The organism is Kribbella italica, from assembly GCF_014205135.1.
In the GTDB taxonomy this organism is placed as follows: domain Bacteria; phylum Actinomycetota; class Actinomycetes; order Propionibacteriales; family Kribbellaceae; genus Kribbella; species Kribbella italica.
In genome coordinates this window covers 8470865-8484727 of the sequence record NZ_JACHMY010000001.1, presented here as the reverse complement: position 1 = coordinate 8484727, position 13863 = coordinate 8470865, and the positions used below count along the sequence as shown (strand labels likewise).

Genomic DNA, 13863 nt, shown 5'->3' with positions numbered 1-13863 from the left:
CGTACGAAACCGCCCGTGTCACCCCCGCCGGACGAACTGCGGCAGCCGCAGGATGTTGTGCGGGTACGGCAGCGGCTTCTCCCCCGCCTCGGTCAGCCGCCGCAGCTGCTCGTCGTCGAGCGCCCACCCGGTCGCGCCGAGGTTGTCCGCCAGCTGCTCCGGCGTCCGTACGCCGATGATCGGCGCGGTCAAGCCCGGCCGCTGCATCACCCACCGCAGCGCGACCTGCGCCGGCGTCCGGCCGGTCTCCTCCGCGACCGCGAGCAGCGTGTCGATCACCCGCCAGGTTCGGTCGTTGTCGTGCGCCGCCCAGTCCTCGGCGCTCGACCGCGAACCGGCCGGCGGTCCACCGGCCGACTTCGCGTACTTCCCCGACAGCCAGCCACCGGCCAGCGGACTCCACGCGATCACCCCGGCGCCCTCGTTCCGGGCGACCGGGATCAGGTCCAGCTCGGCGTCGCGGTCGAGCAGGTTGTAGAGCGGCTGCAGACTCACGTACGGCTCCAGCCCGCGATGCCGCGCCAGGTCGATCGCCTTCTGGAACTGCCAGCCGGTCAGGTTGCTAGCGCCGACGAACCGGACCTTCCCGCTGCTCACCAGCGCGTCGAGCGTGGTCAGCGTCTCCTCCAGCGGCGTCGCGTCGTCCCACACGTGGATCTGGTAAAGGTCGATGAAGTCCGTGCCGAGCCGCCGCAGGCTCGCTTCCACGCCGGCCATCACGTGCTTGCGCCCGGCGCCGCGCACCGGCAACCCGGGCCCGGCTTCGCCGTACACCTTGGTCGCGATCACCAGCTCGTCGCGGTCCTTCGTCTTCAGTCAGCTCCCGATGATCTCCTCCGACCGTCCGCCGGAGTAGGTGTCGGCGGTGTCGACGAACGTCCCGCCCGCCTCGACGAACGCGTCCAGCATCCGGTGCGCGGTCGGTTCGTCGGTCCCGGGCCCGAACGTCATCGTGCCGAGGCACAGCTCGCTGACCTGCAGGCCGGTCCGGCCGAGAAAGTTCCTGTCCATCCACCCAGCCAACAACCTGGAGCGCGCTCCAGGTCAAGGCGTTGGGCGGCCCCGCCGTACCAGCTTCCTGAACGGACAGTTAGCGTGGCATCGCACACAGTGAACCGCCGGGCTGAGGACGTTCATGAAGAAGCTTGTTCTGGCAACCGTGACGGTTGCCGCTGTCATCGCCGCCGCACTGATCCCGTCCGGGCCGCCGGTCGAGGCCGCGTCGCCGGGCTTCGGCGCGGCGGTGTCGTCCGTCGAGCGGCCGGCGTGGCAGACCGACGACAGCGTCAACGCGCTCGCGACCGCGGGCAACGTCGTGTACGCCGGGGGCCTGTTCACCCGGATCCGCCCGGGCGGCAAGCCGGCCGGCGAGGGTGAGGCGATCCGTCCGTACGTCGCCTCGTTCAACCGGACGACCGGCGCGCCGAGCGGTTGGGCCCCGCGGCTGAACGGCGCGGTCTGGTCGATCGCGACCAGCGCCGACGGCAAGTGGGTGGTGATCGGCGGCGACTTCACCAGCGTGAACGGCGTACCGCGCAACCGCGTCGCGATGTTCAACGCGACCAACAACCAGCTGACCAGCTGGAACCCCTCGGTCAGCTACCGGGTCTCGGCGCTCGCGATCTCCGGCAACACCGTCTACCTGGGCGGCTCCTTCGGCCGCGTCGCCGGTACGACGCGCAACCGGCTCGCCGCGGTCACCCTCAACGGCGCCCTGCTGCCGTGGAACCCCGACGCCGACGACGACGTGCACGCGATCGACCTCACCGACGACGGGAAACGGATCTTCGTCGGCGGCGGCTTCACCAAGGTCGGCGGCGGCGCCCACTACGCGCTCGCGATGCTGAACCTCACCAACGGCCGCGCCTCCGCGATGCCGGCCGCGGCCGCGATCCCGCCGCCGACCGACGACTGCGTCAGCCGGGTCAAGGACATCGACACCCTCGGCAACCGGGTGTACGTCGCGAACGCCGGCAGCGGCATCGGCTGCTACGACGGCGTACTGGCCGCCGACGCCACGACCGGCAAGCTGGTCTGGCAGAGCAAGTGCCTGGGCGCGACCGAGGCGGTCAAGGCGATGGGCGGCTGGGTCTTCAAGGGGTCGCACGCGCACGACTGCAGCCAGGACGGCAGCTTCGGCGACAACGCCGGCATCCGGCACCTGCTGGTCCAGAGCACGACGACCGGCAAGTTCGGGCCCTGGTTCCCCAGCACCGACGTCGGCGGCACGACGGAGGTCGGCCCGCTCGCCTTCACCTCCGGCGGCAACGACCTGTGGGTCGGCGGCGACTTCACCAAGGTGAACGGCAAGCCCCAGCAGGGCCTGACCCGCTTCACCAACTCCGCCGGCGGCGCCCAGCCGACCCGCCCGGCCGCCCCGAAGGTCACCAGCCCGGCCCGCGCCCGGACCACCGTCACCTTCCCAGCGGTCGTCGACTCCGACAACATCACGCTCACGTACACGCTCTACCGAGGCAGCACCAAGCTCGGCACCTGGACCCGCAACTCCTACCCGTGGGTCCGCCCGACCGTCACCACCTTCACCGACACCGGCGTGAAGAGCGGCCAGAACCCGTCGTACCACGTCGAGGTCACCGACGGCCGCAGCCGCACCAAGAGCGCCGCGGCCGTCGTACGGGTGAAGTAAGGGTAGGAAGGGCAGTCCCAGGAAGAAGTCTCCCTTTTGTGGGTCGGGCCGGCGGGTGACGCTGGTTTCGCGAACCACAGAAGGGGAATCTCGTGACACTGGACACTTACCGCCTGCTCGGCCGCTCCGGCCTGCGGGTGTCGCCGCTCTCGCTCGGCACGATGACGTTCGGCTCCGACTGGGGCTGGGGCGCGGACAAGGACGAGGCCGGCCGGATCTTCGATCGGTACGTCGGCCAGGGCGGCAACTTCGTCGACACCGCGAGCCAGTACACCAACGGCACGTCGGAGGAGTTCGTCGGACACTTCGCCCAAGGCCGCCGGGACCGGCTGGTGATCGCCACCAAGTACACGATGACGAGCCGGCCCGACGACCCGAACGCCGGCGGCAACCACCGCAAGTCGATGGTCCGCTCGGTCGAGGACAGCCTGCGCCGGCTGCAGACCGACTACATCGACCTGCTCTACCTGCACTCCTGGGACTTCACGACACCGGTCGAGGAGGTCCTGCGCGCGATGGACGACCTGGTCCGCGCGGGCAAGGTCCTGTACGTCGGGATGTCGGACACGCCGGCCTGGCAGGTCTCCCGGATGCAGGCGATCGCCGACCTGCGCGGCTGGTCACCGCTCGTCGCGCTGCAGATCGAGTACAGCCTCGCCGAGCGCACCGTCGAGCGGGACCTGATCCCGATGGCGTCCGAGCTGGGGCTCGGCGTGCTGCCGTGGTCGCCGCTGGCGTCCGGCGTACTGGCGGGCAAGTACACCGCCGCCGACCTGGATCACGACGGCGGCGTCGGCTCGGCGGCCGGCACCCGCAAGAACGTCGCGGCGGCCAACAACTCGCTCACCGAGCGCACGCTGGCGATCGCCGAGGTCGTCAAGAAGGTTGCCGCTCGCAACAACCGGACGGCGTCCCAGGTCGCGATCGCGTGGACGCTGCGCAATCCCGCGGTCGCGTCGCCGATCCTCGGCGTACGGACCCTGGCGCAGCTGGACGACAACCTGGGCGCGCTCGAGGTCGAGTTCACCGACCAGGACGTGCGGGAGCTGGAGGAGGTCAGCGCGATCGAGCTCGGTTTCCCGCACGACTTCCTGCAGCGCCCGATGACCCAGTCGGTGACGCGGGGAACCGCCAAGGTCGAACCCCGCCGCTGACCCCAGCCGCTTGCGTCCGAAGAACCCGCATGCGTCCGAGGAACCGAGCCCTATAGCGCTCGGTTCTTCGGACGCTCGGCGGTTCTTCGGACGCTCGGGGGGCGGTCCGGATCGACCGGGAGGTCGCCGAGGTCGGCGTCCCAGTCGTCGTCCTCGACGCCCGCCTCCTTGCGGCGGGCGATCCGGACGAAGGCAGCGATCAGCAGGATCGGCCCGAGGAACATCGCCAGCTCCGGGATCCCGCCCATGTGCAGCGCGATCATGAGGCCGTCACCAGGGCGATCCCGCCGGCGGTGAACGCGACCATCGCCGCCAGCATCGGGTACTGCGCCCGCCGCAACTGCCGGCGTCGGAACAGGCCGGTCGCGCGATCGTGCGCGGACACGACCCCGAGTACGTGTCCGAGCACGATCGCGCCGATCTGGACCCCGGCGATCAGCCCGGTCCCCAGCAGGCCGTAGTCGATCCCGGCCTGCCCGGTCCCGAGCAGGTCCCAGCCGCGCCCGAACGGATCGGTCGCGAGCAGGACACCATCCTGCCCCTGGAACACCGTGAACGAGAAGTAGTGCGCGACGGCGTACCCGATCGCGATCGGCACCAGCGAGTGCGCGAACGCCCCGGGCAGCCCGGCGTTGCCCAGGGCACCGGGCCGAACCCGCGCGGAACCGGTCGCCCGCGCCGCGCCGACGAACAACGCCGTCACGATCGCGACAGCCACCAGCAACCCGAGCGTGTGCACGGCGACATGCTCGGCCAGCCCAAGCCCGCCGGTCGCCGAGGTCCAGACCGACCACCGCGAGATCCCGTCGAAGGCCGTTGACCCGAGCAACAAGCACAGCAACCCGACCAGCCCACGCTCCTGCGGCATCGTCGCCAGCCCGGCCAGCGGATTCCGGAGCACCAGCCCGCCGTCCCGGCGCCCGAGCGGGCTCAGCCGCGCCAGCACTTCGGCGTACACCTCGAAGCTGTCGCCGACAGCGAACCAGCGCGGTCCGTAGACGATGCCCGCGGCAACATTCACCACCGCGTACGCCGTGACGAACACCGCGACCACCAGTGGATCGGACCCCTCCGGGTACGCGAGCTCCAGCCAGAGGAACCCGAAGAGCCCGCCGACCGCCGGCCAGTACGCGATCCCCTCGGGCAACCGTCGCCGGGAACGACGCGGGACCAGCGCCGCCAGCGTGCGCAGCGGATTGGCCGGCCGCCAGACCGGCCCGAAGAGCAGTGAAACCGGGATGATCCCGACCCAGATCCACACGTAGAGCCAGGTCGGTGCCGGGTTCAGCGCGGGCGACGTACTGCCGAACCACACGGCGCCGAGCAGCAGTCCCAGCGCGACCAGACCGACGCCCTTGAGCACCCACCGGAAAGCCCGGGCGTCGACCACCCGCGTCAGCACCGCGAGCGACGGACCAGCGGCAACCTCGAACCGCGGCCGGGACCAGAACGCCGCCAGCGCGAAGAACGAGACCGCGACCGCGGCGGCCGCGGAGTAGATCGCCAGCCAGAGCGGGACCGGCAGGTCCCCACGCCCACCGATTCCGTGCAACGGGATCATGGATCCGAATGTAACACGAGCTATGTCACATAGCTACTGTTTCATACTCCGCCCGATCGAACCGCCGGGTCAGCTGCCGGAAGCGGAAGGTGAACGACGGCCAGAGGGTCGTGTTCCGCCCCTGCGCATCCAGGTACCAACTCGTACAGCCACCCCGCGTCCACACCGTGTTCCGCATCGACGAGCGCACGCCGTCCACGAACGCACGCTGCACCTCCGGCCGCACCTCGACCTGCCGCAGCCCCTCGGCGTCCATCGTCTTCAGCGCGTCCAGGATGTACGCGATCTGCGACTCGATCATGAACACCATCGAGCTGTGCCCGAGCCCGGTGTTCGGCCCGATCAGCAGGAAGAAGTTCGGGAAGCCGGCCACCGCCGTCCCGAGGTGCGCTTCCATCCCCTCGGCCCACGCGTCACGCAACGACAGCCCGTCCCGGCCGTACAGCATGTCCATCACCGGGAGGTCGGTGACGCGGAAGCCGGTGCCGTAGATGATCGTGTCGACCTCGTGCTTCACGCCGTCGTCGGTGACGATCCCGGTCGGCGTCACCTCGGTGATGCCGTCGGTGACCACCTCGACGTTCGGCCGCGCGACCGCCGGGTAGTAGTCGTCGGAGATCAGCACCCGCTTGCACCCGAGCGTGAAATCGGGCGTCAGCCGGGCCCGCAACTCCGGATCGCGGACCTGCTTCTCGAGGTGCTTCTCGGCCACCTTCTGGGCCTGCTTCATGATCCCGGGCAGCTTGGCGAACCCGAGCACCATCGACTCGCGCCCCCAGTAGATCCCGGCGCGAACCGCCTTCTGCACCAGGGGAAACGCACGGAAGACCGCCTTCTCCAGCCGGCTGATCCTGCGATCCGGCCGCGGCATCACCCACGGCGGCGTGCGCTGGAACAGGTGCAGTTCCTCGACCTCCGGCTGGATCGCCGGCACGAACTGGATGGCCGACGCGCCGGTCCCGATCACCGCGACCTTGCGACCGCTCAGGTCGAGATCGTGGTTCCACTGGGCCGAGTGGAACACCTCGCCCTCGAACGACTCGATGCCATTCAGCTTCGGGTACGACGGCTCGGCCAGCGGACCCATGCCCGACAGCAGGATCTCGGCGGTGAAGTCGCCCTGGTTGGTGTGGATCAGCCAGCGGTCGTCGACCCAGTGCGCGGACTGTACGGCGTGCCCGAAGCGGATGTGCGGGCGGACACGGAACCCGTCGGTGACCTGTCGCAGGTACGCCTCGATCTCGGGCTGCGGGGAGAACGTGCTCGACCAGTCCGGATTGGGCGCGAACGAGAACGAGTACAGGTGCGAGGGGACGTCGCAGCGGCAGCCCGGGTAGGTGTTGTCCCGCCAGGTGCCGCCGACGTCCTCGGCGCGCTCGAGCACCACGAAGTCGTCGTACCCGGCCTGCTTGAGCCGGACCGCCATCCCGATTCCCGCGAAGCCGGTGCCGATCACGACGATCCGGTGGTTCTGCAGCATGGTCTCGCCCTTCGTCCGAAGAACTTACTCCCAGTAAGTTACTCCAGGTCAGTTAGACTCGGCAAGGTGACGACGACCACGGACGGCGTACCGGTGAAGCGGAAGCGCGACCGGGCCGCGCGGGAGCGCGAGATCCTCGACGCCGCCGAGCGGATCTTCGGCGACCGCGGCTATCAGGGCACCTCGATGGACGAGATCGCCGCCGAGGTCGGGGTCTCCAAACCGCTGATCTACCAGTACTACGGCTCGAAGGACGGCCTGTTCCTCGCCTGCCTGTCCCGCCTGCGCGCCCAGCTCCTGGATGCCGTCTCCGAGGCCGTGCTCGCCGCGGCCGACGCCGAGCAGGCCATGTACGCCGGTTTCGTCGCCTGGTTCCAGTTCCTCGACGACCACCCGCGCGCCTGGTCGGTGATCGTCGACGAGGGCATGCTCGCGGCCGGCCCCGCCGCCCAGGCCGCCGACGAGGTCCGCGCCGACTTCGTCGAGCTGATCGCGACCATGGTCCGCCTCAACGCGCCCGCGACGATCGACGAGGAAGAGATCCAGATCGTCGCCCAGACCATCTCCGGCGCCACCGAACGCCTCGCCATCTGGCGCACCCGCACCGACACCCCGCCCTCGGCCGAGAAGACCGCCCGCACCCTGCAAGACCTCCTCTGGCAGGGGCTCCACACGTTGCGCGAGAGCTGACCCGGATCTGCACCACTCACCAACTCCCCGCACCTCCAGCGCGTCCCGCCTGACCTTCGCTGGAACCGGGGTGCGGGCGGGAGTTGATGAGTGGTGGACGTCCGGGCTGACAGATGTCATGGCCACGTCGTGACGGCCGATCCAGGATCCGCCGCCCGCCCGGCAGCACGCTTCTGGGTATGACGACAACGACTGCGGTCACCCTCAGCGGAGTGACCAGGAGGTACGGCGAAGTGCAGGCCGTGGCCGGGGTGGACCTCACGATCCGGTCGGGCGAAGTCGTGGCACTGCTCGGCCCGAACGGCGCCGGGAAGTCCACCACGCTGGAGATCCTGCTCGGTCTGGTCCGGCCCGACCAGGGCAGCGTCCAGCTCTACGGGCAGTCCCCCGCGGACGCGATCGCGGTCGGCCAGGTCGGCGTGATGCTGCAGAGCGGCGGGATCATCGAGGACGCGAAGGTCGGCGAGCTGCTCGACCTGGTCGCCGGGCTGCACAAGAACCCGCTGCCCGTCACCGACGCCTTGCAGCGGGCCGGCATCGCCGATCTCGGCAACCGCAAGCTGAAGGCGCTGTCCGGCGGGCAGAAGCAGCGGGTCCGGTTCGCGATGGCGATCGTCGCGCAGCCCGACCTGATCGTGCTCGACGAACCGACCACCGGGATGGACGTCGAGTCCCGGCGCGACTTCTGGGCCGCGATGCACGCCGAGACCGCGCGCGGCCGGACCGTGCTGTTCGCGACCCACTACCTGGAAGAGGCCGACGCGTACGCCGACCGCGTGGTGCTGATGCGGGCCGGCAAGATCGTTGCCGACGGCACCGCCGCGCAGATCAAGGCGAGCGTCTCCGGCCGGACCATCCGGGCGACCGTGCCCGGTGCCGACCTGGCCACGCTGGCGACGCTGCCCGGCGTACGGAACGTCGAGACGCGTGGCGACGTGGTGCTGCTGCAGTGCGCGGACTCCGACGACACGCTGCGGTACCTGCTGGCCAACACGCCGGCCCACGACATCGAGATCACCTCGGCCGACCTCGAGGACGCGGTCCTCGCGATCGGCGCCCAGCAGGAGAGTGCGGCATGAACCTCGACTACCTGAAGTTCGACATCAAACGGACCCTGCGCAACCGGCGGGTGCTGATCTTCGCCGTGCTGATGCCGCTGGTGCTGTTCCTGATCTTCGGCGCCACGCTGCACACGAGCGACTCCGAGGGTGGCATCTCCGCGATCGCCTACGTGATGGTGTCGATGGCGATGTTCGGCTCGATGAACGCGGCGATGAGCAGCGGCGGCGTGATCGCGATGGAACGCGACGGCGGCTGGAACCGGACCCTGCGGCTGACCCCGCTCAAGCCCCAGGCGTACGTCGCCTCGAAGGTCATCCTGTCGCTGCTGCTCGCGGTGCCGCCGCTGGTCGTGGTGTTCGTGGCCGGGATGATCATCGGCCACGTCGACCTGAGCGCCGGCCAGTGGCTCTCCGTCGCGCTCGTGTCCTGGCTCGGCGCGCTGCCGTTCGCCGGTCTCGGGCTGGTGATCGGGTACGTCGCCAAGCCGGACAGCGTGCAGCCGATCACCGGTCTGACCACGATGCTGATCGCGGCCTTTGGCGGGCTCTGGCTGCCGATCGAGCAGATGCCGCACGTGATGAAGACGATCGCGCAGCTCACCCCGGCGTACTGGACCGGGCTCAGCTCGCGCAGCGCGCTGTCGGAGGGCGGCCTGGACATGCACGCCGTCCTGATCGTGCTGGTGTGGACGGTGGTACTCGGGGCGATCGGCCTGCGCCGCTTCCGCGCGGACACCGCCCGCGCCTGATCCCGGCGAGTTACCGTGACGACTGTGAGCAGCAAGCAGCCCCCGCCGCATTCGCCGGCCGCCCGCGACCTCACCCAGACGGGACGCAGGTCGTGGCGCTGGCTGGCCGGCGGGGTCTGGCTGTTCTACCTGGGCAGCCCGCTGCAGGAGATCGTCCGGCACAGCGACGGCGTCACCCGAGTGGTCGGGGTGCTCGCGCTGTTTGCCTTCGCCACGGCTTACATGTCCTTCTTCATCTGGATGCGGCAGGTCTCCTGGCGCGAGGGCGGGCTTCCGCTCTGGAAGCGGTACGGCTACCTGGTCGGCCTGCTCGCTCTGGCCGCGCTGACGCTGCCGGCCGCCGGGCAGACCGCACTGACCACGCTGGTCTACGTCACCGCGATCTCGGTGGTGATGCTGGAGCTTCGGCAGGCGATCGCCGTCACCCTCCTGACGCTGGGTGGAGCGGAGCTGTCGATGCGGCTGGTTCCCGGCTGGCACGACGACAGCAGTTACGGGCTGGCGATCTTCCTGGCCGCATTGGCGGTGTTCGGGATGCGGCGCGCGATCCAGCGCGGGATGGAACTGTCGGTCGCCCGTCAGGACTTCGCCGAGCTGGCGGTCCAGGAGGAGCGCAACCGGTTCGCCCGGGACCTGCACGACATCCTCGGACACTCGCTGACCGTGATCACGGTCAAGGCCGAGCTCGCCGGGCGCCTGATCGAGGCCAACCCTTCGCGGGCGGCGGTCGAGGTGACCGACATCGAGCAGCTCGCCCGGGCGGCGCTGGCCGACGTACGGGCTGCTGTCGCGGGCTACCGCGAGCTGAGCCTCGCCGGTGAACTGGTCTCCGCCCGAGCCGCCCTGGAGGCGGCTGAGATCCGCGCTGATCTGCCGACGACGGTCGACGATGTGCCCGAATCTCATCGAGAGCTGTTCGCCTGGGTGGTCCGTGAGGGCGTTACGAACGTCGTACGGCACTCGGGAGCCCGCAAGTGCACTGTTCGGATCAGTGCCCAGCAGATCGAGGTCCTGGACGACGGTCGGGGACCCTCGACTTCACCAGGTGGTCATGGGTTGATCGGGCTGCGTGAGCGCGCCGACCAGGTCGGCGCCACGCTGTCCGTCGGCCAGGCGCCGAGTGGTGGGTTCCGGCTGGCTGTCAGAGTGGGCCCGTGAGCATCCGACTGCTGATCGCGGACGACCAGGCGCTCGTCCGCGGCGCCCTCGCGGCGCTGCTCGATCTCGAACCCGACCTCGAGGTCGTCGCCGAGGTCGGCCGCGGCGACGAGGTCCTGGAGGCAGCCCGTACGTCGAAGCCCGACGTCGCCCTGCTCGACGTCGAGATGCCCGGCCTCGACGGCATCGAAGCGGCCGCCGCGCTGCGGTCCGCCGTACCGGCGGTGCGGATCCTGATGGTCACCACGTTCGGCCGCCCCGGCTATCTGCGCCGCGCGATGGAGGCCGGCGCCGCGGGCTTCGTCGTCAAGGACACCCCCGCCGCGCAGCTCGCCGACGCCGTACGCCGAGTCCACCAGGGCCTCCGCGTCGTCGACCCGTCGCTGGCCGCGGAGACCCTCGTCGCAGGCACGAGCCCGCTCACCGCCCGCGAGTCCGACGTCCTCCGCGCCGCCCGCACCGGCGGCACGGTCGCCGACATCGCCCGCGAGCTTCACCTCTCGGAGGGCACGGTCCGGAACCACCTGTCGTCGGCCATCGGCAAGACGGGCGCCCGGACTCGCGCGGAAGCCGCCCGCATCGCCGTCGACAACGGCTGGCTCTAATCGACGTACTTCCTGAAGCTCTCCAGAGCCTTCACGTCCCACCCATGCCCGTCGGTCCCTCGCTCGTTGGCTTGGACCGGTCGCGCACTCCGGTAACACCTCAGCGCCTGTTCAACCACAGGCCTGTGTTCGTCCGGCAGGCTCCTGATCCCCCACTCTCCGCCCTCTTCCTTGCTCACCACCTGCGATGACTCCCGCACCATCAACACCCGGCACGCGTTGAGCACTCCGTAGTACGGCTCGGCCACCAGATCCACGTCCCGCAGATCCGCCTCGATGGCCCCCAAGTAGTCCTCGTCCGACACCTCTCCGAACACGTCCACCGCCGGCCGCCCACTCACCACCACGCCGCGCTGTCGTACGACACTCACGTGCGCCGCGAGGTCCGGATCCCTGCCCGGCCCGGCGTACTCGCCCGCGAGGATCTTCTCCGTCCAGTACGCCGAGTAGTGCACCTCGAACTCGCGCTTCCCCTCGGCGGCCTGTCGCTCGGTCAGCACGGACAGCTCCAGATCCCCGAGTATCGGCCTCTTGACCGCCCGCTCCGCGAGCGCTCGCGCCGCCCGCTCCCGCTGTCCCGGCGTCAGCGCCTCGCGGACCACGACCAGCAGATCCACATCACTCTTCGCCCGGTAGAAGCACCCCATCGCCAGCGAACCGTGCACGTACACCCCCGACGGCTCCAGCCCGGTCGCCGCGAGCGCCTGCTCGACGTACCGCCTGAGGTCGGCGTCGCAGTCGGCCCACGACTGCGCACGGTCACGAGGATGCGGTACGCCGGACGTCATCCACCGACCGTAGCCAGGCCGGCGAGTTCGCGCTCTTGCTTTTCCCACCGCCGCGCGGCTTAGGCTGACCCCCAGGGGAAGGGAATCCGCCATGACGATCGAACAGTTCAGCACCAAGGGTCGCCTGGCCGACGTCGGCGAGGGCATCACCGGCGACGAGCTCCAGCTGGCCGCGCGCAACCACGGTATCCCGCTGGAAGCGCTGCGCTACGACCTCACGCCGCCTGGGCTGCACTACGTGCTCGTGCACTACGACATCCCGCTGACGAACGCCTTCGACTGGCGCCTCACCGTCAACGGTTGTGTAGAGCAACCGATCGACTTCGGCCTGACCGAGCTCCGCGCGATGGGCCGGCAGACGGTACGCGTCACGCTGGAGTGCGCCGGCAACGGTCGCGCGAACCTTCATCCCCGCCCGATCAGCCAGCCCTGGCTGATGGAGGCGGTCGGCACCGCCGAGTGGACCGGCGTACCGCTGGCCGCTCTGCTGGAGGCGGCCGGCGTCCTGCCGGAGGCCGTGGACGTGGTCTTCACCGGCGCCGACCACGGCGTCGAACGCGGCATCGAGCAGGACTACCAGCGCGGCCTCTCGGTCGCCGAGGCCCTGGAGTCCAACGCCCTCGTCGCCTGGGAGATGAACGGCCTGCCGCTCCCACCCCAGCACGGGTACCCGCTGCGTCTCATCGTCCCCGGCTGGTACGGCATGGCCTCGGTGAAGTGGCTCCGCTCGATCGAGCTCATCGACAAGCCCTTCACCGGCTACCAGAACGCCGAGGCCTACCGCATCCGCACCGAAGCGGGCGAGCCCGGCGTAGCCGTCACCCGCATCGAACCCCGGGCCCTCCTCATCCCGCCCGGCCACCCCGACTTCATGACCCGCCACCGCTTCGTCCCCGCCGGCGAAGTCACGCTGCAGGGCCGCGCCTGGTCCGGCTGGGCCCCCGTCGACCGCGTAGAACTCAGTACCAACGCCGGCGCCACCTGGCAGGACGCCGAACTGGATGCCTCAAGCAACGAAGACCTTGCCTGGCGCCCCTTCTCCTTCACCTGGCAAGCCACCCCCGGCGAACACGTCCTCACCGTCCGGGCCCACGACAAATCCGGCCGGGTCCAGCCCATCGAGGCCCCCTGGAACCGCGGCGGCTTCGCCAACAACACCGCCCAGCGCCTCACTGTTCTGGTTCAGTAAACCCGCGTGTCGCTCCTGCCGTTGCCCACCCGCCGTCACATCATCGAAACAGGGCAACGCACCGATTCCTTCTCCCCAGGAGCGATCCGCGCGATGAACGACACAGATCTTCATCTCCACGCCAGAATCTTCCGCACCGGCACCACCTGGTACGCCGACATCGACGACGCCGGCGACCCACTCCCGGAAGACCCGTACTGGTACGGCCTCTACGAATCCCAACGAGCCGCCATCGACGCCGCCTGCCTCCGCATAGCCGCCCTCCACCGAACCCAGTGCAACCGCCTCAGCCTGACGCCCATCAGCAACTCCGCCTGAAGCTACTCGACCCGACGTCGGCGGCGGGTGAAAGTGCCGGAGAGCAAGGCGGCCAGGGTCAACGCAGGTAAGGCTGTCGCCGCGACCGTGGTGGTGTAGTCGAGCCACGTCGGCGCCCAGTTGGCCGTGGTGATGAGGACCTTGGTGCGGTCCTCCGGGTCGACCACCACAGGGACGTACGTGTTCGCAGCCGGGAGGGTGACGAGTTTGTCGGCGCCTTCGAGGTTGGTGGGGGCGCCCGTGTCGGGGTGGCGGACCAACACGGTGGTGAGTTGAGTGTGGAGGGTCGGGGAATAGACGGCGACGACCTCCACCTCGCGGACGGGCTGGGTCTCGACCACCCGCAGGTTGTCGTCGAGGTGGGACAGTGCGATGGGGGTGATGACCAGACCGGCCAGGAGGACCGCGAGGGTGGCGGCGGTGCGGAGGGCGGTGGGGCAGGTCATCTTTCAGGGATACCGCA

14 protein-coding genes and 1 pseudogene are annotated in these 13863 nt (G+C 69.9%); 9 read left to right on the top strand and 6 right to left on the bottom strand.

The genetic code is table 11. The annotated features are described in order from the left end of the window. Positions 1–18: 18 nt before the first annotated feature. Positions 19–1011 (bottom strand): annotated as a pseudogene (locus HDA39_RS39885) (aldo/keto reductase). 124 nt (positions 1012–1135) lie between these two features. On the opposite strand from HDA39_RS39885, the gene HDA39_RS39880 reads away from it, so the two are divergent. After that, the gene (locus HDA39_RS39880) at positions 1136–2647 is read left to right on the top strand and encodes a WD40 repeat domain-containing protein (protein ID WP_184804429.1); all 1512 of its coding nucleotides are present in this window, start codon (positions 1136–1138) and stop codon (positions 2645–2647) included. Positions 2648–2739: 92 nt separating this feature from the next. After that, the gene (locus HDA39_RS39875; protein ID WP_337926093.1) at positions 2740–3801 is read left to right on the top strand and encodes an aldo/keto reductase; all 1062 of its coding nucleotides are present in this window, start codon (positions 2740–2742) and stop codon (positions 3799–3801) included. 50 nt (positions 3802–3851) lie between these two features. Here the strand turns inward: HDA39_RS39875 and HDA39_RS39870 are convergent, their stop codons facing one another. From HDA39_RS39870 to HDA39_RS39860, 3 genes are read right to left on the bottom strand one after another with little or no spacing between them, the layout of a single operon-like run. Then, positions 3852–4064, bottom strand: a complete 213-nt coding sequence (locus HDA39_RS39870) for a hypothetical protein (protein ID WP_184804426.1) — start codon at positions 4062–4064, stop codon at positions 3852–3854. After that, complete coding sequence (locus tag HDA39_RS39865; RefSeq protein ID WP_184804423.1) at positions 4061–5362, bottom strand: hypothetical protein; 1302 nt, start codon at positions 5360–5362, stop codon at positions 4061–4063. The genes HDA39_RS39870 and HDA39_RS39865 overlap by 4 nt, the downstream gene beginning before the upstream one ends. Before the next feature lie 25 nt (positions 5363–5387). Next, positions 5388–6842, bottom strand: a complete 1455-nt coding sequence (locus tag HDA39_RS39860) for a flavin-containing monooxygenase (protein ID WP_184804420.1) — start codon at positions 6840–6842, stop codon at positions 5388–5390. 66 nt (positions 6843–6908) lie between these two features. Between HDA39_RS39860 and HDA39_RS39855 the strand changes: the two genes are divergently transcribed. The 5 genes from HDA39_RS39855 to HDA39_RS39835 all read left to right on the top strand — a co-directional run bounded on the left by HDA39_RS39855 (position 6909) and on the right by HDA39_RS39835 (position 11105). Continuing rightward, entirely contained in the window at positions 6909–7532 is a 624-nt protein-coding gene (locus HDA39_RS39855) for a TetR/AcrR family transcriptional regulator (protein WP_337926092.1), read from the top strand. A 179-nt stretch (positions 7533–7711) separates the two neighbouring features. Further along, positions 7712–8611, top strand: a complete 900-nt coding sequence (locus HDA39_RS39850; protein WP_184804417.1) for an ABC transporter ATP-binding protein — start codon at positions 7712–7714, stop codon at positions 8609–8611. Next, on the top strand, positions 8608–9342 hold the full coding sequence (locus HDA39_RS39845; protein ID WP_184804415.1) for an ABC transporter permease: 735 nt from the start codon (positions 8608–8610) through the stop codon (positions 9340–9342). The genes HDA39_RS39850 and HDA39_RS39845 overlap by 4 nt, the downstream gene beginning before the upstream one ends. A 24-nt stretch (positions 9343–9366) precedes the next feature. Beyond that, on the top strand, positions 9367–10500 hold the full coding sequence (locus tag HDA39_RS44005) for a histidine kinase (RefSeq protein WP_202893264.1): 1134 nt from the start codon (positions 9367–9369) through the stop codon (positions 10498–10500). Next, positions 10497–11105 carry a response regulator gene (locus tag HDA39_RS39835; protein ID WP_184804413.1) on the top strand — a complete coding sequence of 203 codons (609 nt, stop codon included), beginning with the start codon at positions 10497–10499 and terminating at the stop codon, positions 11103–11105. The genes HDA39_RS44005 and HDA39_RS39835 overlap by 4 nt, the downstream gene beginning before the upstream one ends. Here the strand turns inward: HDA39_RS39835 and HDA39_RS39830 are convergent. Beyond that, positions 11102–11893, bottom strand: coding sequence for an aminoglycoside adenylyltransferase domain-containing protein (locus HDA39_RS39830; protein WP_184804411.1), 792 nt, complete (start codon positions 11891–11893; stop codon positions 11102–11104). The two genes, HDA39_RS39835 and HDA39_RS39830, sit on opposite strands and share 4 nt — an antisense overlap. Before the next feature lie 91 nt (positions 11894–11984). Between HDA39_RS39830 and HDA39_RS39825 the strand changes: the two genes are divergently transcribed. Together HDA39_RS39825 and HDA39_RS39820 are read left to right on the top strand one after the other, a co-directional pair. After that, positions 11985–13082 carry a sulfite oxidase gene (locus tag HDA39_RS39825; RefSeq protein WP_184804409.1) on the top strand — a complete coding sequence of 366 codons (1098 nt, stop codon included), beginning with the start codon at positions 11985–11987 and terminating at the stop codon, positions 13080–13082. A gap of 93 nt (positions 13083–13175) precedes the next feature. Then, positions 13176–13400, top strand: coding sequence for a cyclin family protein (locus tag HDA39_RS39820; RefSeq protein ID WP_184804406.1), 225 nt, complete (start codon positions 13176–13178; stop codon positions 13398–13400). 2 nt (positions 13401–13402) lie between these two features. Here HDA39_RS39820 and HDA39_RS39815 read toward each other — a convergent pair whose 3' ends face one another. Beyond that, the gene (locus tag HDA39_RS39815; RefSeq protein WP_184804405.1) at positions 13403–13846 is read right to left on the bottom strand and encodes a hypothetical protein; all 444 of its coding nucleotides are present in this window, start codon (positions 13844–13846) and stop codon (positions 13403–13405) included. Between the last annotated feature and the right edge of the window lie 17 nt (positions 13847–13863).